This window comes from Agromyces sp. NPDC057679, assembly GCF_042799635.1.
Taxonomy (GTDB): domain Bacteria; phylum Actinomycetota; class Actinomycetes; order Actinomycetales; family Microbacteriaceae; genus Agromyces.
On sequence record NZ_JBHVIK010000001.1, the window covers coordinates 1,230,574 to 1,249,760 of the forward strand.

Annotated in this window: 20 protein-coding genes; 5 read left to right on the forward strand and 15 right to left on the reverse strand. The window is 72.5% G+C overall.

Annotated features, from left to right (window positions below; genetic code table 11):
- Window positions 1-10: 10 nt before the first annotated feature.
- From ACFVAJ_RS05505 to ACFVAJ_RS05540, 8 genes are all read right to left on the reverse strand, one after another.
- On the reverse strand, window positions 11-778 hold the full coding sequence (locus tag ACFVAJ_RS05505) for a hypothetical protein (RefSeq protein WP_376941897.1): 768 nt from the start codon (window positions 776-778) through the stop codon (window positions 11-13).
- A 154-nt stretch (window positions 779-932) separates the two neighbouring features.
- A complete protein-coding gene (locus tag ACFVAJ_RS05510; RefSeq protein WP_376941899.1) occupies window positions 933-2,315 on the reverse strand; it encodes an FAD-dependent oxidoreductase in 1,383 nt (460 codons plus the stop codon).
- Window positions 2,316-2,367: 52 nt separating this feature from the next.
- Window positions 2,368-3,495 (reverse strand): polyprenyl synthetase family protein, encoded by a 1,128-nt coding sequence (locus ACFVAJ_RS05515; protein WP_376941901.1) that lies wholly within the window; start codon window positions 3,493-3,495, stop codon window positions 2,368-2,370.
- 112 nt (window positions 3,496-3,607) lie between these two features.
- Window positions 3,608-4,330 (reverse strand): class I SAM-dependent methyltransferase, encoded by a 723-nt coding sequence (locus tag ACFVAJ_RS05520; RefSeq protein ID WP_376941903.1) that lies wholly within the window; start codon window positions 4,328-4,330, stop codon window positions 3,608-3,610.
- A gap of 58 nt (window positions 4,331-4,388) precedes the next feature.
- Window positions 4,389-5,633, reverse strand: coding sequence for an isochorismate synthase MenF (locus tag ACFVAJ_RS05525; RefSeq protein WP_376941905.1), 1,245 nt, complete (start codon window positions 5,631-5,633; stop codon window positions 4,389-4,391).
- Window positions 5,634-5,663: 30 nt separating this feature from the next.
- The gene (locus tag ACFVAJ_RS05530) at window positions 5,664-6,521 is read right to left on the reverse strand and encodes a PPK2 family polyphosphate kinase (protein WP_376941907.1); all 858 of its coding nucleotides are present in this window, start codon (window positions 6,519-6,521) and stop codon (window positions 5,664-5,666) included.
- A 243-nt stretch (window positions 6,522-6,764) separates the two neighbouring features.
- On the reverse strand, window positions 6,765-8,759 hold the full coding sequence (gene menD / locus ACFVAJ_RS05535) for a 2-succinyl-5-enolpyruvyl-6-hydroxy-3-cyclohexene-1-carboxylic-acid synthase (protein ID WP_376941909.1): 1,995 nt from the start codon (window positions 8,757-8,759) through the stop codon (window positions 6,765-6,767).
- Window positions 8,752-9,189, reverse strand: a complete 438-nt coding sequence (locus tag ACFVAJ_RS05540) for a PLD nuclease N-terminal domain-containing protein (protein ID WP_376941911.1) — start codon at window positions 9,187-9,189, stop codon at window positions 8,752-8,754. Before ACFVAJ_RS05540 ends, menD begins: the two co-directional genes overlap by 8 nt.
- 72 nt (window positions 9,190-9,261) lie before the next feature.
- Between ACFVAJ_RS05540 and ACFVAJ_RS05545 the strand changes: the two genes are divergently transcribed.
- On the forward strand, window positions 9,262-9,567 hold the full coding sequence (locus tag ACFVAJ_RS05545; protein ID WP_376941913.1) for a DUF4229 domain-containing protein: 306 nt from the start codon (window positions 9,262-9,264) through the stop codon (window positions 9,565-9,567).
- A gap of 28 nt (window positions 9,568-9,595) precedes the next feature.
- Here ACFVAJ_RS05545 and ACFVAJ_RS05550 read toward each other — a convergent pair whose 3' ends face one another.
- Both ACFVAJ_RS05550 and ACFVAJ_RS05555 read right to left on the reverse strand, forming a co-directional pair.
- On the reverse strand, window positions 9,596-10,582 hold the full coding sequence (locus tag ACFVAJ_RS05550) for a 1,4-dihydroxy-2-naphthoate polyprenyltransferase (RefSeq protein ID WP_376942482.1): 987 nt from the start codon (window positions 10,580-10,582) through the stop codon (window positions 9,596-9,598).
- Window positions 10,583-10,680: 98 nt separating this feature from the next.
- Window positions 10,681-11,127, reverse strand: coding sequence for a MarR family winged helix-turn-helix transcriptional regulator (locus ACFVAJ_RS05555; RefSeq protein WP_376941920.1), 447 nt, complete (start codon window positions 11,125-11,127; stop codon window positions 10,681-10,683).
- Between the two features lie 96 nt (window positions 11,128-11,223).
- Here ACFVAJ_RS05555 and ACFVAJ_RS05560 point away from each other — a divergent pair, with 96 nt between their 5' ends.
- Complete coding sequence (locus ACFVAJ_RS05560; protein ID WP_376941922.1) at window positions 11,224-12,750, forward strand: MFS transporter; 1,527 nt, start codon at window positions 11,224-11,226, stop codon at window positions 12,748-12,750.
- A gap of 13 nt (window positions 12,751-12,763) precedes the next feature.
- On the opposite strand, the gene ACFVAJ_RS05565 is transcribed toward ACFVAJ_RS05560, so the two are convergent.
- From ACFVAJ_RS05565 to ACFVAJ_RS05580, 4 genes are read right to left on the reverse strand one after another with little or no spacing between them, the layout of a single operon-like run.
- Window positions 12,764-13,936 carry an AMP-binding protein gene (locus ACFVAJ_RS05565; protein WP_376941923.1) on the reverse strand — a complete coding sequence of 391 codons (1,173 nt, stop codon included), beginning with the start codon at window positions 13,934-13,936 and terminating at the stop codon, window positions 12,764-12,766.
- Between the two features lie 43 nt (window positions 13,937-13,979).
- Window positions 13,980-14,897 carry a 1,4-dihydroxy-2-naphthoyl-CoA synthase gene (locus ACFVAJ_RS05570; protein ID WP_376941925.1) on the reverse strand — a complete coding sequence of 306 codons (918 nt, stop codon included), beginning with the start codon at window positions 14,895-14,897 and terminating at the stop codon, window positions 13,980-13,982.
- 9 nt (window positions 14,898-14,906) lie between these two features.
- Window positions 14,907-15,107: a hypothetical protein gene (locus ACFVAJ_RS05575; protein WP_376941927.1), complete on the reverse strand. Its 201-nt coding sequence runs from the start codon at window positions 15,105-15,107 to the stop codon at window positions 14,907-14,909.
- A gap of 60 nt (window positions 15,108-15,167) precedes the next feature.
- Complete coding sequence (locus tag ACFVAJ_RS05580; RefSeq protein WP_376941929.1) at window positions 15,168-15,770, reverse strand: hypothetical protein; 603 nt, start codon at window positions 15,768-15,770, stop codon at window positions 15,168-15,170.
- A gap of 67 nt (window positions 15,771-15,837) precedes the next feature.
- On the opposite strand from ACFVAJ_RS05580, the gene ACFVAJ_RS05585 reads away from it, so the two are divergent.
- A complete protein-coding gene (locus ACFVAJ_RS05585; RefSeq protein WP_376941931.1) occupies window positions 15,838-16,842 on the forward strand; it encodes an o-succinylbenzoate synthase in 1,005 nt (334 codons plus the stop codon).
- A 39-nt stretch (window positions 16,843-16,881) separates the two neighbouring features.
- Here ACFVAJ_RS05585 and ACFVAJ_RS05590 read toward each other — a convergent pair whose 3' ends face one another.
- The gene (locus ACFVAJ_RS05590) at window positions 16,882-17,244 is read right to left on the reverse strand and encodes a MerR family transcriptional regulator (RefSeq protein WP_376941933.1); all 363 of its coding nucleotides are present in this window, start codon (window positions 17,242-17,244) and stop codon (window positions 16,882-16,884) included.
- Between the two features lie 58 nt (window positions 17,245-17,302).
- On the opposite strand from ACFVAJ_RS05590, the gene ACFVAJ_RS05595 reads away from it, so the two are divergent.
- Window positions 17,303-18,502, forward strand: a complete 1,200-nt coding sequence (locus ACFVAJ_RS05595) for an MFS transporter (protein ID WP_376941935.1) — start codon at window positions 17,303-17,305, stop codon at window positions 18,500-18,502.
- A 165-nt stretch (window positions 18,503-18,667) separates the two neighbouring features.
- The gene (locus ACFVAJ_RS05600; protein WP_376941937.1) at window positions 18,668-19,093 is read left to right on the forward strand and encodes a hypothetical protein; all 426 of its coding nucleotides are present in this window, start codon (window positions 18,668-18,670) and stop codon (window positions 19,091-19,093) included.
- Window positions 19,094-19,187: the final 94 nt, after the last annotated feature.

A 19,187-nucleotide genomic window follows, 5' to 3' on the forward strand; every position in this document is an offset into this window, starting at 1 on the left:
AGGGGGAGGGTCAGGGGAGATGGGCCCCGCGACCACCTGCTGTCGACCGGGCCGCTGCGAGCACCGCACCGGTGCCGCCCATGGCCGCCGCGACGAAGCCCAACCCGAGGAACACCCAGACCACCACCAGATTGTCGGTGATAAGCCCGAGCGGGAGGCAGAATGCCGGGATCGCGACGAGCAGCGCCTGCCACCAGGTCGCCCCGAGGAGGAGTGTGATGACGGCGGCGACGGCCACGAGCGCTGCTCCCGTCGCGAATCCGCTGTATGCGGGGGCGAGCTGGTCTGCCGACGGCCCGCCGAAGCGCCAGAGGGCGCGGAACGAGTTCGTGAAGATCAGCCAGACGCCGGAGAGGAACATCAGCATCCACATCACCGTGAGGACGATTCGGAGTGTGCGGAATCGAGGACTGCTCTGCACGGCGGCGGCCGGAGCGGCAACATCGTCTTCGACCCTGCCGAACGTGCGCAAGATCGCACTGGCTGCCCCGACTGAGGCTGCGATCAGACCGATGACACCAACGAGGAGGAACACGAACGGGTTCAGGGCGAACTGCGCGATCGACAGCACCACGACCGGTGCCGCCATCAACACGGCGTGCCACCACCGGGCTCCGATGATCACGGCGACGAGCGCAGCGAGAACGACGAGTACGGCTCCGCCGATGAACGCACCCTCCCACGGCTGCCGGCCGAACGCCCCGAGCATCAGCTGGCTTCCGAGCAGCATGAGGCCGAGCCCGGTGAGCAGCAGCGCCATCCAGAGCACGGTCGACACGACACGCACCGTGAGGCTGAGCCCACCGCGAACGGCGCGACGATCCGTGCGAGGTGCGCTCGAGGCATCCGGCATGCGCCAAGGCAAGCGGACGTCGGGAGGATTCACCAGCCCCCGTTAGCGGGTGGACGGTCTCCGACCGACCGACCGCGCGCTACGCCACGTCGCCGCGCGAGATGTCGACCATCTCGTCGCGGGGCACGACCTTGATGCGCTTGCGCCCCTCGGCCGAGCCCAGCTCCTGCTCGTGCTCGTCGAGGCGGTGCCAGCCGTCGAGGTCGGTCCAGCGGATGCCGCGCGACTCGAGCAGCTCGATCACCGACTCCTCCGACGGCGACTCGGGCCGCCACCAGTTGCCGAGGTCGTTGATGACGTGCTTGATCGTCTCCATCGCATCGGACTTGGTGTGGCCGATGAGGCCGACGGGGCCGCGCTTGATCCAGCCGGTCGCGTAGACGCCGTACATCTGGCGCGCCTCGCCCGTCTCCTTGTCGCGCATGAGCACCTGGCCCTCGTGGTTCGGGATGACGCCGAACTTCTTGTCGAACGGGATGCCCGGCAGCGGCGAACCGAAGTACCCGACCGCGCGGTACACGGCCTGGATCGGCAGCTCGCGGATCTCGCCGGTGCCGACGACCCCGCCGGCGCCGTCGGATTCGGTGCGCTCCCAGCGGATGCCTCCGACGCGCCCGTTGCCGTCGTCGACGATCTCGAGCGGCTTCGCGAAGAAGTGCAGGTGCAGGCGGCGCGACGCCTGGCCGACCTCGCGCTGGCGCCACTGGTTCAGCACCTTGTCGATGACGAACACCTGCTTGTTGCCCGACACGGCCGCGCGGGCGGCGTCATCGTAGTCGAAGTCCTCGTCGTAGACGATCATGTCGACGTCGCGCAGCTCGCCGAGCTCGCGCAGCTCGAGCGGGGTGAACTTCACCGAGGTCGGGCCGCGGCGGCCGAACACGTGCACGTCGGTCACGGGCGAGGCGGCGAGGCCGGCCGCGACGTTCGCGGGGATCTCGGTCGGCATCAGGTCTTCGACGTGCTTCGCGAGGATGCGCGAGACATCGAGTGCCACGTTGCCGTTGCCGATGACCGCGACCTCCTTGGCCTCAAGCGGCCAGGTGCGCGGGAAGTCGGGGTGCCCGTCGAACCAGCTGACGAACTCGGCGGCCCCGTACGAGCCCTCGAGCTCGACGCCCGGGATGTTCAGTGAGGCGTCCTTCACCGCACCGGTCGCGAAGATGACCGCGTTGTAGTGCTTCTTGAGGTCGTCGAGCGTGATGTCCTCGCCGAAGCGCACGTTGCCGAAGATGCGGATGTCGCCGCGGTCGAGCACCTCGCGGAGGGCGGTGATGATGCCCTTGATGCGCGGGTGGTCGGGTGCGACGCCGTAGCGCACGAGTCCGTAGGGGGCGGGAAGGTGGTCGAACAGGTCGATCGACACGTCGAAGTTGCGCTCGGCCTTCAGCAGGATGTCGGCGGCGTAGATTCCGGCGGGACCGGCCCCGACGATCGCCAGCCGCAGCTTGTTCCTCGTCACATCTCTCCTCGTGTTCTCACCTCGGAGACGGCATGCGCGGTCGGCGCGGCCGTCAGCTCTGGCGCTCGACGATCGTCTCGGCGAAACGCGTGAGCGCCTTCTTCACACTTCCTTCGGGCAGCGGGGCGAGCGCCGCGACCGCCTCGGCGGCCCAGCGGTGCGCCTCGGCGAGCGTCGACCGGGTGGCCTCGTGCTCGCGCAGCTCGGCGACGATCGCGTCGACCGTCGCGCGCGACGGCACGATGCGCGAGGCGAGCGTGTTCGTGTCGAGCGGGTCGCCGAGGTCGGCGGTGGCCGCGGTCACGGTGATCACGTCGCGCTCGATGCGGGCGAGCAGGTCGGCGGATGCCTCGTCGGTCTTCGCCAGCTCGGCGAGACGCAGGAGCGGCAGCGTGACGACGCCCGCACGCAGGTCGGTGCCGGGCACCTTGCCGGTCTCCTCGGGCTGCGGCGACAGGTCGATCACGTCGTCGATGAGCTGGAACGCGACGCCGATCTTCTCGCCGAATTCGACGATGGGCGCCTCGAAGGCGGGGTCGGCGCCCGAGAACACGACCCCCGACTGCGCGGCTGCCGCGATGAGCGAGCCCGTCTTGTCGGCGAGCACCTGGATGTAGTGCTCGATCGGGTCGTCGGCCTCGGTCGGGCCGACCGTCTCGTGCAGCTGGCCGAGCACGAGCCGCTCGAAGGTGTCGGCCTGCATGCGGATCGCCCGCTCGCCGAGGCTCGCCATCAGCTGGCTGGCCCGCGCGAAGAGCAGGTCGCCCGTGAGGATGGCGACGGAGTTGCCCCACACCGCGTGCGCGGCGGGCACGCCGCGGCGGCGGTCGGAGTCGTCCATGACGTCGTCGTGGTACAGCGAGCCGAGGTGTGTGATCTCGATCGCCTCGGCGGCGGTGATCACGTCGTCGGTCGCGCCTGCGCCGAGCTGCGCGGTGAGCAGGGTGAGCATCGGGCGCACCCGCTTGCCGCCGGCTTCGAGCAGGTAGCGCGTGGAGACGTCGGCGATGGAGTCGGCGAACTGCACCTCGCGGACGAGGCCGGACTCGACGCGTTCGATGCCGTCGTCGATCGCCCGCGCCATGGCCTTGTCGGCGGCGGACGCGAAGACCCGCTCGCTCAGACCCAGGTTGGCGGCGAGCGCGGAGCCGCGACGGGCGACCGGGTGGCTCGGATTCACGTCTCCCAGCCTACCTGTGCCCGCATGCGGGCCCGTGTCAGCGACGGCGAACGGATGTCACGGGCTTCGCCCTGACGGCTGGTCTCGATACGCGTGCTCCTGCGTCGCGCCGCTACTCGACCGGCGAGGCGGCGAGCGGCTTGCGGCCGCGGTGCAGGGCGACGACGCCCATCGTGAGGTTGCGCCACGCCACGCCGGTGTAGCCGGCCTCGCGGATCCACGCGGCGAGCTCGGGCTGGGCGGGCCAGGCGTTGATCGACTCGTTCAGGTACTCGTAGGCGGTGTCGTTCGAGCTCGAGAGCTTCACGAGCGGCGGCATCACGTACTGCTGGTAGACGTTGTAGCCGAAGCGCACGAAGGCGACCGGCGGCTTCGAGAACTCGCAGATCACGAGCCGGCCGCCGGGCTTCGTCACGCGGAAGAACTCGGCGATCGCCCGCTTCGGCTCGTTGACGTTGCGCAGGCCGAATGAGATCGTGACGGCGTCGAAGGAGTCGTCGTCGAAGGGCAGCTTCGTGGCGTCGGCCTCGACGAAGACGAGGTTCGGCACGTGCGCCTGCCTGCGGCGGCCGACCTCGATCATGCCCGGCGAGAAGTCGGCGGCGACGACCGAGGCGCCCGACTTCGCGAGGCTCGCGCTCGAGGTGCCGGTGCCGGCGGCGACGTCGAGGATGCGCTCGCCCGGCTTCGGGTCGACCGCGCGCGTCGTCGCGACCCGCCAGAGCGGGGCGTTGCCGACCGAGAGCACGTTGTTGGTGCGGTCGTACGCGGCGGCGACGCGATCGAACATCGCCGACACCTCGCGGGGGTCCTTGCCGAGGTCTGCGCGGGTCATCCCTCGATTCTACCGGGGCGCCCCCGCCGATCGGCCGGGCGTGATCGCCCGGATGCGCCTACCCGCCGAACGCCTCGACGATCGGCCGGAACTTCATGTCGGTCTCGGCGAGCTCGTCGGCGGGCACCGAGTCATGCACGATGCCGCATCCGGCATACGCGGTGACCGTGCCGTCGAGGTCGACCTGCGCGCAGCGCAGCGCGATCGCCCACTCGCCGTCGCCGTCGCCGTCGACCCAGCCGACGGGGCCGGCGTAGCGACGGCGATCGAAGCCCTCGAGTTCGAGGATCGCGCGCAGCGCGACCTTGCGGGGCGTGCCCGCGACGGCGGCCGTCGGGTGCACGGCCTTCACGAGGTCGAGCGAGTTCGAGCCGTCGCCGAGCGTGCCCTTGAGGTCGGTCGCGAGATGCCACAGGTTCGGGAGCTGCAGCGTGAACGGTTCGGGGCTCGTGTCGAGCCGGGTCGTGTGCGGCTCGAGCCGCTGCACGGCGCTCGCGACGGCGAGCGCGTGCTCGGCGAGGTTCTTCTCGCTGGCCGCGAGCGCGGCGGCGTGATCGCGATCGGATGCCTCGCCGGCGCCCCGCGGCGCCGTCCCCGCCAGCACGCGCGCCGAGACGGTGCCGTGGTCGACGCGAACGAGCGTCTCGGGGCTCGCGCCGATGAGGCCGTCGACGGCGAAGACCCAGGTGTCGGGGTAGTCCTCGGCGAGCCGGTTGATGGTGGCTCGCAGGCCGGCGTCGTCGCTCAGCGTGCCGACGAGCTGCCTTGCGAGCACCGCCTTCTCGAACTCGCCGGCATCGATGCGGCGCACCGCCTCGGCCACGGCCGACTCGTAGGCCTCGGGCGGCAGCGAACCCGGTTCGAACGCGACCCGCGGCACCTGCCGCTTCGGCGCCGGCTCGGGGATGGTCACCTCGGCGGGCGTCTCGAAGCCGATGCGGGTCACCCAGGCGCGGCCGTCGCGGCGGCCGATGACCAGCTCGGGCACGATGAGCACGCTCGTCGCCGCCGACTCGTCGGCGAACGCGAACGCGCCGAATGCGACGAGGCCCGTGCCGGGCAGGCCGACGCGGTCGTCGATGTCGGCGGCGGCGGCGATCGAGGTCCATGCCGACGCGGCGTCCTCGATGCGAGACGCGCCCGACGACTCGATGCGCAGCACTTCGCCGAGTCCGACGATGCCCTCGCCGCGGCGCATCCAGACGAGCGGGTGCCGCGGATCGGTGCGCGGAATCAGCGGTTCGGTCTCATCGACGGCCACCGTCCTGACGACGAGGCGCGCCGGGGCGTGCGTCTGACTCACCGCACCAGCCTACGCTCGACCGGCTGGAGGTCAGCTCGCGGCGAGGCGCGCCTGCTGCTCGGCCACGTCGTAGTCGGCTGTCGGCCAGCTGAGCTCCATCGCCTCGAGGGCGTCGATGAGCAGGTGCTGCACCGCGAGCCGCGCATACCACTTGTGGTCGGCGGGAACGACGAACCACGGGGCATCCGGCTTGGAGGTGCGGTCGAAGACGTGCTGATACGCCTCGCGGTACGCGGGCCAGAGCAGGCGCTCGTCGATGTCGCCGGGGTTGAACTTCCAGTGCTTGTCGGGGCGCTCGAGTCGCTGCTGGAGTCGCTGCTTCTGCTCGTCGGCCGAGATGTGCAGCATGACCTTGATGACGGTCGTGCGGTTCGCGACCTGCCCGCGCTCGAACTCGTTGATCGCGTCGTAGCGGCGCTCGATCTCCTCGGGCGGGGCGAACTCGCGCACGCGGCCGATCAGCACGTCCTCGTAGTGCGAGCGATCGAAGACGCCGATCATGCCGGGGCCGGGCGTCTCCTTGCTGATGCGCCAGAGGAAGTCGTGCCCGAGCTCCTCCTCGGTGGGCTTCTTGAAGGCCACCAGGTGCACGCCCTGCGGGTCGACCGACCCCATCACGTGCTTCACGATGCCGCCCTTGCCCGCCGTGTCCATCGCCTGGAGCACGAGCAGGATGCGCCGCTTGTGGCCGCCCATGCGACTGCCCGCGAAGAGCTGCTCCTGCAAATCGGCGAGGATGTCGGCGCCTTCGGCGAGCGCCGTCTTCGCTTCGCGCTTGCCGCCGTCGAACCCCGGGTGCGACCGCGGGTCGACGTCGGCCAGGTCGAACCCCTCACCGACGCGGAGGAGGTCGGCGGGGTCGGCGGTCCAGAACGATTCGCGGCTCATGGCGTCCCCCTCTGCAGCGGCGCGCGCCGCGATGCTCCTCACATCCTGCCGAGCCCGGAGGCGACGGGCAAGGCCCCTCACCGTGCGCATTACGTCACTGATACGCGCCTGGCATCACCGATGCCGCACGCGGATCAGTGACGTAACGGTGCGCAGGACGGCGGCCGACGGCAGTGGCGGCGAATGGGCGAGACGCGGCGGGCCGCACCGGCGAGCGCTGCGGCGGTCAGCGTTCGCCGTCGGTCACCGCGGCAGCGGAACCTCGAGGATCGTCGGTCCGTCGATGCGCGTGCCGAGCGCCTCGTCGAGTTCGGCGCGGGTCGTCGCCCGCGAGTACGTCCAGCCGTACGCCGCGGCGAGCGCCGCGAAGTCGACCTGCTGGGGCGTGAACTGCACCCGGTCGAAGGCGTCGGCGGGCGCGGTGCCGGCGACCTCGAGCGCGTCGAAGATGGTGCCGCCGCCGTCGTTGCCGACGATGAGCAGCAGCCGCGGACGGGTCTCGCCCGCGCCGAGCAGCAGCGAGCCGACGTCGTGCAGCAGGGTGAGGTCGCCGATGAGGGCGCGGGTCGCCCCGGCCGACGCGACCGCCGAGGCCGGGCGGGCTGCGACGGTGCGCTCGACGGCTTCGGCGTGCGCGAGCTCCGCCGCGAACCCGGTGGCCGAGCCCGGCACGGCCGACTCGCCGGCCGCGGGTGCCCGATCATGCTCGGACGCACGGGATGCCTCCGCCTCGGGGGCGTGCGCGGGGGCATCCGCCTGGCTCGCGATCGCGATGCCGAGTGCGGTGGCGACCGTGCCGTCGATGCCGGCGAGGCCGCGGTTGGCGTGCGCGGCGATACGTCGGCCGGGCACGGCCCGGTCGGCGTCGCGGATGAGGCGGGACGCCCCGAACACGAGCCGGTCGTGCGGCCACGTCGCACCCCAGATGGCGTCGACGAGCATGCGGCGCGTGATCGGTGCGCGGGCGGCGGCGAGCTGGGCGCGCATGAACTCGCGGTGGAGCTCGACGTCGCCGACGTGCCCCGTCTCGTCGATGCCCTCGGCGACGGCGGGTGCGGCCGGCGGTAGGCCCGACTCGACGATGATGCGGCTCGCGTGCACCCAGCGGCGCACCCAGGCGCGCTCCTCGGCGGTCTGCGGTGCGGCGGGGGTGACGGGATCGGCGTGGACGGCGCGCTCGAACCGGCGAACGCGTCGGCCGGGGTTGAACCACTCGATGCCCGACGGCGCGACCACGATCGTCTCCACGTCGTCGCGCTGCACGAGCGCGGGCACCTCGCGTGACAGCGTCGGATGCCCGAACACCACGACCCGCTCGACCGCGTCGCCGAAGCCGGGCTCGCGCAGCAGCTCGCGGTACGCGACCACGAGGTTCGGCCCGAAGTGGGCGCCGCTCGTGACCTCCGCCGCGAGCGGCCAGTCGCCGTCGCGGGCGAACGCCTCGGCCTCGGGGCCGGCACCCGCACCGGCGACGACGAGGGTGCGCGGTCCGCGGGCGATCAGTGCGCCGGATGCCCCATGGTCGACGTGCTCCTCCCCCGCCTCGCTGCCGCCCTGCGGATCGTGGGCCGCCCCGGTTCGGCCGAGAGCGGCGAGCTGGGCCGCCTCGATCGGCGACGAGAGCGGCTCGCGCAACTGGACGTTGAGGTGCACGGGCCCCGGACCGGGGTGGGCGATGGGCGCGCCGTCGGCGTCGCGACCGAGGGCCGCGGCGACGACCTCGCGAGCGAGCCTCGCCGCCGTGTGCGCCTCACCGGGAGCCCCCTCGGGCGGGGTGACGTCGCGCTCGAGGCGCACCGCACCCGCGAAGATGCCGGGCTGCATGGTGGTCTGGTTCGACCGGATGCCGCGCAGCTCCGCCGGCCGATCGGCCGTGAGGAGCACGAGCGGCACGCCGGCGTGATGCGCTTCGAGCACCGCGGGGTGCAGGTTCGCGACGGCGGTGCCCGAGGTCGTCACGACGACCGCCGGACGACCCGATTCGATCGCGAGCCCGAGCGCGAGGAATCCGGCACCCCGCTCGTCGATCCGCACGTGCAGGCGTACGAGCCCCTGCCGCTCGAACTCGGCCGCGGCGAGCGCGATCGCCTGCGAACGCGAACCGGGAGCGACGACGACGTCGAGCACCCCCGCACGCACGAACTCCTCGAGCAGGGCGACTGAGAACGCGGTGGCCGGAGCCGTCGGCGCGGTGGGCACCGACGGGCCGGTCGGTGCCGTCGGCACCGGCTCAGGCATTCGGGCGGGGCGACGGGCCGGTCTCGCCGGGGGCGTCGGGGTTGTCGGGTCGCTTGCCGGGTTCGGCCTTGTGACCGGCGCCGGGGCCGCCGGCGGAGGCATCCGTCTCGCCGTCGAGCTCGGCGAGCTCTTCTTCGAGCCGGCGGATGCGCTCGGCCTGCACGGCGTCGTCGCCGAGGCGACGCAGGAACTCGGTGTCGTCGTCGGGGGCCACGGTGCGGTTGCGGCCGGCGGGACGGTTCAGCGAGCCGCCGCGACCGACGAAGAACCAGAGCAGGCCGCCGATGACGGGCACGAAGAGGATCACGACGATCCACCAGCCGCGCTTCAACCCTCGGATGCGCAGCCGGTCGAGCAGCGCGCAGTCGACGACCGCGTAGACCGTGAAGATCACGACAGCGATGCCGAGTCCGAAGAGCAGTCGGGCCATGGTGCCAGTCTAGGCTCGCAGGGTCACGGCTGGCTGGGAGCCGCCCCCAGACACCCCGCCTACACTGTCAGGGTGAAATCCGTGCCCGTCTGGATCTGGTACACGGCGATTCGAGTCCTCCTCTTCGCCGTGCCGCTCGCCGTCCTCCTGATCGCCGGGGTCACCCCATGGATCGCGGCGCTCGTCGCCGCGGTGTTCGGATTCAGCGCCTCCCTGCTGTTCCTGCGCCGCCCCCGCGAGTCGATGTCGAGCGAGCTCTACGCCGCACGCCACCGCGAGAAGCCGGTCGTGCGCGAAGACGACGAGGCCGAGGACGCGGCGATCGCCGCCGCGTCCGAGCCCGCCGCCGAGAACCCGGTCAAGCCCGCCGCGGAGTAGTCGTCGCGCCGCTCCCGCATCCGACGCGTCAGAGCGCGAAGGCGAGCCCGAGCCCGACGCCGTAGAGCAGCGCCGTGATGCTCGTGAGCTGCAGCGCGAGGATGAGCTCACGCGGCGTCTTCGCCGTCAGCACGATGATGCAGGCGGGCAGCGCGGCGAGCAGTGCGAAGAGCACGAGCCATGCGGTCGGGTAGAAGAACGCGAAGAACACGGCGATGCCGAACGGCACGAGCGCGAACAGCACGAACAGGATGCGCCCCGCGATCGGCCCGATGAGCACGGCGAGCGTGCGCTTGCCCGCGACCCGGTCCTGGTCGACGTCGCGCAGGTTGTTCGCCATGAGCACGGCGCACGCGAGCAGGCCGACGCCGACGCCGCCGAGCCAGGCCTCGAAGTTCACCGTGAGGGCCTGCACGAACGCCGAGCCCGCGGTCGCGACGATCCCGAAGAAGATGAACACGAACAGCTCGCCGAGCCCCGCGTAGCCGTACGGCCGCTTGCCGCCGGTGTAGAACCAGGCCGCGACGATCGCGGCTGCGCCGACGGCGATGAGCCACCACTGCTGCGTGATGACGACGAGCGCCAGCCCGGCGAGCGCCGCGAGCGCGAAGAACGAGAGGGCGACGACGAGCACGTGCCGCGGGTTCACGGCACCCGAGGCGGTGAGCCGCGCTGGCCCGACCCGGTGGTCGTCGGTGCCGCGCACGCCGTCGGAGTAGTCGTTCGAGTAGTTGACGCCGATCTGCAGGGCGAGCGCGACGACGAGGGCGAGCAGCGCACGCGCCGGATGCCACGCCCCCTCGGCGATCGCGATGACCCCGGCTCCCGTGCCGAGCGCGACGGGCGCGATGGCGAGCGGGAGCGTGCGCAGGCGCGCACCCGAGATCCAGTCGGCGGCGGTCGCGGGGCCGGCCGCACCGGCGGGGGCGGCGACGCGCGGGCTCGCGGCCTTCGCGGGGTTGCCCGATCGGCCGTGCGTGCGCGAACGCTTCGCGAGGTCGTCGGCGGGATTCATCCGTTGGGGTTTCGGGCGTGCCACATGGCCATGCTAGTTCGGCACCCTATGGCCCCGCTGGTGGGGGCGCAGGGGCCGCGAGCCGGGGGCCGGAGCGCTCAGCGCACCTCCCGGACGGCGTCGAGGTAGCGCGCCACGACCTGGAGCTCGTCGACCGTGAAGCCCTCGTGCACCCGCTGCATGCCCTCGAGGATCTCGCGGTACGGGTCGTCCTCGCCGCCGCCCCCGGCGCCGGGCAGGGCACCGGCGCGCAGCTGCACGACCACCCGGCGTCGGTCGTGCGGGTCGGTGGAGCGCTCGATGTAGCCCTGCTTCTCGAGCCGGTCGAGCACGCGGGTCGTGGTGCTGGTCGGCAGGCCGGTCTGCTGGCTCACCTCCCCAGCCGTCATCGGCGCACCGTTGCGCGCGAGGTAGCCGAGCGCCTGCAGGTCGACCACGCTCACGCCCATCGACCGGGCGACGCGCTCGTTGGTCATGACCGAGGAGGCGATCACGAGCTGGAGCAGGTCGACGATGCGCGTGGTGACCTCGGCCTTGCTTGACATCGTGGCGACACCCTCCTACTCTTCCCATTGTGGGAATGTCCCACATTGGGACTATACCGTTCCGGTACGAATTCAGTCTATGAAAGGGCGGCCGACATGACCACCGCACCCCGCCGAGGCCTCGCTGTCGGCATCCTCCTGTTCGCCTCGTTCATGGACCTGCTCGACGTCACCATCGTGCAGGTCGCGCTGCCGTCGATCGGCAGCGATCTCGGGGCGACCGAGACCCAGCTCGAATGGATCGTGAGCGGCTACATGCTCGCCTTCGCCGTCGCCCTCATCACCGGCGGGCGGCTCGGCGACCTCTTCGGCCGCCGCCGGGTCTTCCTCATCGGCGTCGCCGGCTTCACCCTCGCCTCCGCCGCCGCGGCCGCCGCCTGGTCCGGCGAGGTGCTCGTCGCCACCCGCATCCTGCAGGGGCTCTTCGCGGCGCTCATGGTGCCGCAACTGCTCGCGACCGTGCAGGCGTTGTTCACCCCGCGCGAGCGGGCCCCGATGTACGGGCTCATCGGCGGCGTGAGCGGCCTCGCCGCGGTCGTCGGGCCCGTGCTCGGCGGCTGGCTCATCGACGCCGACCTGTGGGGGCTCGGCTGGCGCACGGTGTTCCTCATCAACATCCCGGTCGGCATCGCCATCTTCGTGCTCGCCGCGCTCATCGTGCCCGAGACGCGCTCGCCCCGGCCGATGCGTCTCGACCTCGCGGGCGTCGTGCTGCTCAGCGGCGTCGTGCTCGCCGTCATGGTGCCCCTCGTCGAGGGCCGGTCGCTCGGCTGGCCGGCCTGGCTCTGGGCGCCGGTCGCCGCGGGCGCGGTGCTGCTCGCCTGCTTCGTGCTGCACGAGCGCCGGCGCATGCGTCGCGACGGTTCGGCGCTGCTGCCGATGCCCCTCTTCGCCGACCGCGGGTTCTCGGCGGGCATCGTCACCCAGGCCGCGTTCCAGGGCTCGCTCAACGCGTTCACCCTGCCCTTCATCGTCTACCTCCAGGTCGGGCTCGGACTCGACGCCCTCACCGCGGGCCTCAACCTCCTCGCGTTCAGCCTCGGCGCGCTCGTCGGCACGGGCGTGGTCATCCCGCTCGTCGCGCGAGTCGGCAAGGTCCTCGTGACGTTCGGCTCGGCGCTGCTCGCGGTCGGGGTGCTGTGGGTGTTCGCCGTCGTCGCCGACACGGGCGCCGCGTTCACCGGCTGGGCCGCGCTCTGGCCGATGCTGGTCTCCGGCGTCGGCCTCGCCTTCCTCGTGATCCCGCTCGTCGACGTCGCACTGGCCACCGTACCCGTGGCCGACGCCGGAGCCGCGTCGGGCACCTACAGCACCTTCCAGCAGCTCGGGGCGGCGGCGGGCGTCGCCGTCTCGACCACGGCGTTCTTCGGCGTGGTCGGCGACGACTGGAGCCGGGAGCACGTGCTCACCGCCCTGCAGGCCTCGGTCTGGATCGCCGTTGCCGGCTTCGCGATCGCCGCGCTCTCGAGCCTCCTGCTCCCGCGACGCAGCGAGGTGCAGGCGCACCTCGACGAAGCTCGGCGCTTGGCCGAGGCCGATGTCGAGGTCGCCGCCGACGTGGAGGTCGCCGGCGATGCACCGGCCGGCGCCTCGGTCGGCGCAGCAGCCCCGCCCGCGCGCTGATCGGGTCGGACGCTCAGCCGCCCGCGGCGCGCGCGGCGGCGGCGAGCGCCCGCCGGTCGGGCTTGCCCGAGGCCAGCACGGGCCAGGGATCGGCGACCACGAGCCGCACCGGCCTCGCGGCCGGGCCGAGGCCCGAGGCATCCGTGCCCTCGCGAAGGCGGGCGAGCGCGGACGCCTCGTCGCCGACGCCCGCGCCGACGACCACCGCCGCGCGCTCGCCCCACTCGGCGTCGGGCACGGCGACGACGACGGCCTCGCCGAAGCCGTCGAGGCGGCGCACCGCGCGCTCGACCTCGCCGAGCACGACCTTCACCCCGCCCGAGATCATGACGTCGTCGGCGCGCCCGCGTACCCGCAGCCGGCCGGTGCCCGGGTCGAGCTCGCCGAGGTCGCCCGTGCGGTACCAGCGGGTGCCGCGCTCGGCGACGAAGTCCGTGGCCGTGCGCTCGGGGTCGTCGAGGTAACCCTCGGCGAGGCTCGACCCGCTGAGCTCGATGCGCCCGTCGACGAAGCGGATGCGGGTGTCGCCGATCGGCGCTCCGTCGTACACGCAGCCGCCGGCGGTCTCGCTCGAGCCGTAGGTGCGCACCACGCGCACCCCTGCCGCGTCGGCGCGCTCGGCCAGGGCCGGGGCGAGCGCCTGCCCGCCGACGAGCACCGCGTCGAAGGAGCGCAGCGCCGCCCCCACGAACGCGTCGCGCTCGGCCGCGTCGAGCAGCCGCGCCAGCTGCGTCGGCACGAGGGAGGTGTAGTGGGGCACGTGGTCGTGCATGCGAGCGGATGCCTCGGCGAACGCCGCCGGATCGAACCCGCCGGCCGGCAGCGCCACGGTCTCGGTGCCGGCGACGAGCCCCCGCACGATCACCTGCGCGCCCGCGATGTAGTGGCCCGGCAGGGCGAGCAGCCACTGTCCGGTGCTGCCGAGCGCGTCGTGCGTGGCGTCGGCGCTCGCGACGAGCGCGTCGGCCGAGAGCAGCACCCGCTTCGGGGCGTCGGTCGAGCCGCTCGTCTCGACGACGAGCGCGACCCGGTCGTCGACCTCCGACGCGGGGCGGTCGGCACCGCCGGCGCCCGCGGCAGCGACCTCGGGCACCGGCCACACGGCCGGCCCTCCGTCGAGCGCCGCGGCGAGCGCACGGGTCAACTCGGAGACATCCGTCGCGGTCACCCTGATGAGCGGTTTCACGACCGCCCCCGACACCGGCAGTGCCGGTTCGCCGTAACCGGCATCAGTAGTGCCACGGGTACGGGCCCCAGTCGGGGTCGCGCTTCTCGAGGAACGCGTCGCGGCCCTCGACCGCCTCGTCGGTGCCGTACGCGAGCCGCGTCGCCTCGCCGGCGAAGACCTGCTGGCCGACCATGCCGTCGTCGACCGCGTTGAACGCGAACTTCAGCATGCGGATCGCCGTCGGCGACTTCGTGAGGATCGTGCGGGCCATCGCGATGGCCTCGCGCTCCAGCTCGGCGTGCGGCACGACCCGGTTCACGGCGCCCATCTCGTAGGCGCGGTCGGCCGAGTACTCCTCGGCGAGGAAGAACACCTCGCGCGCGAACTTCTGCCCGATCTGGCGGGCGAAGTACGCCGAACCGTAGCCGGCGTCGAACGAGCCGACGTCGGCGTCGGTCTGCTTGAAGCGTCCGTGCTCGCGGCTCGCGACGGTGAGGTCGCAGACCACGTGCAGCGAGTGACCGCCGCCCGCCGCCCAGCCGGGCACGACCGCGATGACGACCTTCGGCATGAAGCGGATCAGCCGCTGCACCTCGAGGATGTGGAGCCGGCCGACGGCCGCCTGCCCCTCCCCCGAGACGACGGCGGTCTCGGCGTCGGAGTACTTGTAGCCGTCACGGCCGCGGATGCGCTGGTCGCCGCCCGAGCAGAACGCCCAGCCGCCGTCCTTCGCGCTCGGGCCGTTGCCCGTCAGCAGCACGACGCCGATGCGGGGGTTCGTGCGCGCGTCTTCGAGCGCACGGTAGAGCTCGTCGACCGAGTGCGGGCGGAACGCGTTGCGCACCTCGGGCCGGTCGAACGCGATGCGCGCGATGCGCCCGTCGAGCGAGTGGTGATAGGTGATGTCGGTGAAGGACGCGCCTGCGGGAGCCGCGGCCCACTCGCTCGGATCGAACAGTTCGGAGACCTCGGCACTCATGGCTCAAGCCTATTCCGCGGGGCCTCCGAGCATGCGGGCGACGACGGGGACGACAGCGGTCACGCCGACCAGGATCGCCCACACGACGGGGATGCCCGCCGCGATGACGAGGAGGACGCCGCCGATCCCGATCGCGAGGTTGCGGCCCGTCGACTCGGGACGGACCTCGCTCGCAGTGAGCCCCAGCTCGTCGATCCCCGCAGCAGTCATCCCTCCACCCTAGGCGTCCGAGCGGAGCCGAGGCCGGGCGATCAGGGAATTCGGACCCGCTCAGGCGGCCGGGGCTCCGCGGCCGGCGAGCACCCGGAGTGCGGTCGCAGTGCTCGTGCCGAGCAGCACGAGCCCCGAGCCCACCCCCGCGATCAGCTGCACGAGCGGGGCATCGTGCGTCGTGACGGCGAGCGCCATCCCGACGACGCCGAGCGTCGTCATCACCGCCCCGATGACGATCAGCTCGCGCTGCCCGCGCACCCACCACCTCGCGAAGGCCAGGAAGTGCAGACCGACGACGAGCGCGATCCACGCGACGTTCGCGGCGGGCTCGACGCGGTTGAACACGGCCAGGCCGCCGAAGAGGAGCACCGCCTCGATCGCCACGATCACCCAGAAGGCGAGATGCGAGCGAGCCCGGTCGCGTTCGGGCGGGCGCTGCCCGCGCCGGATGGTCACGACGAACCCGGCCAGCACGGCCGCCGCTGCGAGGACCGCGAGCACGGTCGCGATGAGCTGCAATGGCTCGCCCAGGAGCCCGCTGTTCACCGAGACGAACACCGCACCGAACGAGGCGCCGATGAGATGACCGGGATAGACGCCGCTCGCCACGGCCGTTCGAGGGGGCGGCGAGGTGGTCGATCGATCCGTCGGCATGCTCACCCGACCGAACCTAGGGCACCCCGCATCGTCGGGGCACGAACACGCCGCCCGGTGCCAGACTGGGCTCATGTCGCCCGCCGCACGCCCCGAGCTCGACGAACTGCTCGCCACCGCCCGCGTCGTCGCACTGCCGCTCGTGACGCGGTTCCGCGGCATCGACGTGCGCGAGGCCATGCTCATCGAGGGCCCGCAGGGCTGGACCGAGTTCAGCCCCTTCGCGGAGTACGACGACGAGGAGGCATCCGCCTGGCTCGCCGGCGCGATCGACTTCGGCTGGAACGCCCCGCCCCAGCCGCTCCGCGACCGCATCCCCGTGAACGCGACCGTGCCCGCGGTCGATCCCGACAGCGTGCCCGCCGTGCTCGCCCGCTTCCCGGGCTGCCGCACGGCGAAGGTGAAGGTCGCCGGCTCCGACCAGACCCTCGCGCAGGACGTCGCGCGCGTGCGGGCCGTGCGCACTGCCCTCGGCCCAGAAGGGCGGGTGCGGGTCGACGCGAACGGCGGCTGGAACATCGACGAGGCCGAGCACGCCATCCACGCCCTCGCGCCGTTCGACCTCGAGTACGTCGAGCAGCCGTGTGCGACGGTCGACGAGCTCGCCGAGATCCGCCGGCGCACGAAGTACATGGGCATCCCGATCGCGGCCGACGAGAGCGTGCGCCGTGCCGACGACCCGCTCGCGGTCGCCGAGGCAGGCGCCGCCGACCTGCTCGTGATCAAGGCACAGCCGCTCGGCGGGATCCGCCGGGCGCTCGACATCGTCGGGCGCACCGGCCTGCCCGTCGTCGTGTCCAGCGCGCTGGACACGAGCGTCGGGCTCGCGATGGGCGCGCACCTGGCCGCGGCGGTCCCGTCGCTCGAATTCGACTGCGGCCTCGGCACGGCGTCACTGCTCGCCGCGGATGTCACGCGCGCACCCCTCGCGCCCCGCGACGGGTCGATCCCGGTCGTCCGCGTCGATCCCGACCCCGGGCTGCTCGACCGCTATGCCGCACCGCCCGAGCGCGTCGACTGGTGGATCGAACGCCTGGGGCGCTGCCACGCGGTGCTCGGCGAGGAGCCCGTCGGCTGACCTTTCCGACTCGGCACCCGACGCCGCTCGCCGGCGCGGTCAGCCCGTGATCGTCGCCCGGTCGAGGTACGCGGTGATCGCGTCGCGGTTCTTGGAGAGGCATCCGATGCGCTGCTCGAGCTGCGCCCGGCGCGCCGCGAGCGACTCGGCGAGCGCCCGCTGGATGACGGGGGTCTCGGGGTCGGACACGCTCGCGAGGCACGGCGTCATGTCGAGGATGACCGCGGTGGGGATACCGGCATCGATGAGGTCGCGCACCTGCCCGACGCGTTCGACGGCCCCGTCGGGGTAGTCGCGGTAGCCGTTGCTCTCACGGGTGGAGGAGATGAGCCCCTGTGCTTCGTAGTACCGCAGCAGGCGGGTCGAGACCCCGGTCTGCGAGGCGAGTTCGCCGATGCGCATGACACCTCCTGAAATCGACTTGACCTTAACACTAGTGTCAAGGTTCGACACTGGCGACATGGCTTCTCCGATCACCGCCTCAGCACCCGTCGTCGACGCGCCGTCGCGCACCCGACTGCCCGTCAACGGCCTCCTCGCACTCGCCTCGATCGTGTTCGTCGGCGTCGTCACCGAGATCCTGCCCGCCGGCCTCTTGCCGCAGATGAGCGCCGACCTCGGCGTCTCGCAGGCGCAGATCGGCTGGCTCGTCGCCGCGTACGCCGTGACCACGGCCGTGACCGCCATCCCCCTGACCGCGCTCACCCGCGCGGTGCCCCGCAAGCGACTGCTGCTCTCGCTCGTGGTGGGCTTCGCCCTCGTCAGTGGGGTGACCGCGATCGCGGGCGACTACACGACCATCCTCGTCGCGCGCACGATCGGCGGAATGCTCGCGGGCCTGCTCTGGGCGATCGCGGCCGGTTACGCGATGCGCATGGTCGAGCCCGAACACTCGGGTCGCGCGCTCTCGATCGCGATGGTCGGCACGCCGCTGGCGTTCGCGTTCGGGCTGCCGATCGCGACGACGCTCGGTTCGCTGCTCGGCTGGCGCGCGGCGTTCGCGGTGCTCGCGGGCCTCGCGCTCGTGCTCGCCGTCTGGGCGGCGATCGCACTGCCCGGATTCCCCGGAGAACGGGCCGGGTCGCGTCCGGGGCTCGGCACCGTGCTCCGTCTGCCCGGACTCGTCGCCGTGCTCGCCACGACCGCCGCCTTCGTGCTCGCGCACAACGTGGCGTACACCTACATCGCCCCGCTCGCGGTGGCGTCGGGCCTCGACCGGCACCTCGACGTCGTGCTGCTCGTGTTCGGCGTGTTCGCCGTGGCCGGCGTGCTCGTCTCGGGGGCGCTCGTCGACCGGCATCTCCGCGCGATGGTGCTGATCGCCGCGGTCGCGCTCGGCATCGCGATGCTCGCGATCGGATTCTTCTCCGCGCAGCCCGTGGTCGTCTACGGCGCGGTCGCGCTCTGGGGCGTCGCGTACGGGGGCGCACCGACCCTGCTGCAGTCCGCGCCGGCCCGCATCGCGGGCAGCGCCGCCGACGTCGCGCAGTCGATGGTCGTCGCCACCTGGAACGGCTCGATCGCGCTCGGCGCGTTCGTCGGCGGGATGGTGCTCGATGCTGCGGGTGTCGGCGCCCTGCCGTGGATCGCGCTGGCGCTCGTCGCCGTCGCCGCGCTCATCGCCGCGACCTCGCGCGCGGCGTTCGCTCCGCTCGACTGAGCGCCGGTGCCGAGCGACGTCCGGCTCCCTGCACTGGGGGTCGTCCGACGGGGTCCGACCGACCCGCATCAGGGCGAGCACGGATGCCGCGCACCCTCGCCGGGACGACCGTGGGGTTCGAGCGCGCCGCCCAGGCGTGCCTCGAACCCACCCGAAGGGAATCACATGTCCAAGCGGACCATGACCAACATCACGGCGGGCGTCGCGCTCGCCGCGGCGGGCGTGCTCGCCACCGGCGCCGGCGCCTACGCGCACGAGTGCTTCAACCCGAACCGCTCCGAGCAGGGCAACGCCGGGGCGTCGAACTCCCAGACGTGGCTCACCGTGCACGTCGAAGAGCTCACCTTCGGCCTCCCCGAAGCCGACGCCGAGTGCGTGCTCGACGCCTACGCGGCGACCGGCGCGCCGACCTCGTTCACGATCAAGATCAAGGGCGCGAACGGCTCGGGCGGCACGATCGGCGCCAACAACCCGAACCGCGACGTCAAGGCCGCCGACGGCAAGGGCATCGACGAGATCTTCGCCGCCCACGGCGACGACATCGTCGGCAGCTTCATGTCGTGCGGGGTCGAACTCCCGTTCCCGGTCTGACGCCGGTCGACCTTCCCGGCGAACGCCTGCAGGCCGCACTCCGACACTGATCCGCCCAGCGGCTCAGTGTCGGAGTGCGCCGACCGGCGGCGCC

What these genes read in the sequence shown, in the direction of transcription:
- ACFVAJ_RS05600 (WP_376941937.1), top strand. Translation starts at nt 18,668, where the DNA reads ATGTCCAAGCGGACCATGACCAACATCACGGCGGGCGTCGCGCTCGCC.
- ACFVAJ_RS05555 (WP_376941920.1), bottom strand. Translation starts at nt 11,127, where the DNA reads ATGTCAAGCAAGGCCGAGGTCACCACGCGCATCGTCGACCTGCTCCAG.
- ACFVAJ_RS05590 (WP_376941933.1), bottom strand. Translation starts at nt 17,244, where the DNA reads ATGCGCATCGGCGAACTCGCCTCGCAGACCGGGGTCTCGACCCGCCTG.
- ACFVAJ_RS05560 (WP_376941922.1), top strand. Translation starts at nt 11,224, where the DNA reads ATGACCACCGCACCCCGCCGAGGCCTCGCTGTCGGCATCCTCCTGTTC.
- menD (WP_376941909.1), bottom strand. Translation starts at nt 8,759, where the DNA reads ATGCCTGAGCCGGTGCCGACGGCACCGACCGGCCCGTCGGTGCCCACC.
- ACFVAJ_RS05575 (WP_376941927.1), bottom strand. Translation starts at nt 15,107, where the DNA reads ATGACTGCTGCGGGGATCGACGAGCTGGGGCTCACTGCGAGCGAGGTC.
- ACFVAJ_RS05520 (WP_376941903.1), bottom strand. Translation starts at nt 4,330, where the DNA reads ATGACCCGCGCAGACCTCGGCAAGGACCCCCGCGAGGTGTCGGCGATG.
- ACFVAJ_RS05570 (WP_376941925.1), bottom strand. Translation starts at nt 14,897, where the DNA reads ATGAGTGCCGAGGTCTCCGAACTGTTCGATCCGAGCGAGTGGGCCGCG.
- ACFVAJ_RS05585 (WP_376941931.1), top strand. Translation starts at nt 15,838, where the DNA reads ATGTCGCCCGCCGCACGCCCCGAGCTCGACGAACTGCTCGCCACCGCC.
- ACFVAJ_RS05530 (WP_376941907.1), bottom strand. Translation starts at nt 6,521, where the DNA reads ATGAGCCGCGAATCGTTCTGGACCGCCGACCCCGCCGACCTCCTCCGC.
- ACFVAJ_RS05550 (WP_376942482.1), bottom strand. Translation starts at nt 10,582, where the DNA reads ATGAATCCCGCCGACGACCTCGCGAAGCGTTCGCGCACGCACGGCCGA.
- ACFVAJ_RS05595 (WP_376941935.1), top strand. Translation starts at nt 17,303, where the DNA reads ATGGCTTCTCCGATCACCGCCTCAGCACCCGTCGTCGACGCGCCGTCG.
- ACFVAJ_RS05540 (WP_376941911.1), bottom strand. Translation starts at nt 9,189, where the DNA reads ATGGCCCGACTGCTCTTCGGACTCGGCATCGCTGTCGTGATCTTCACG.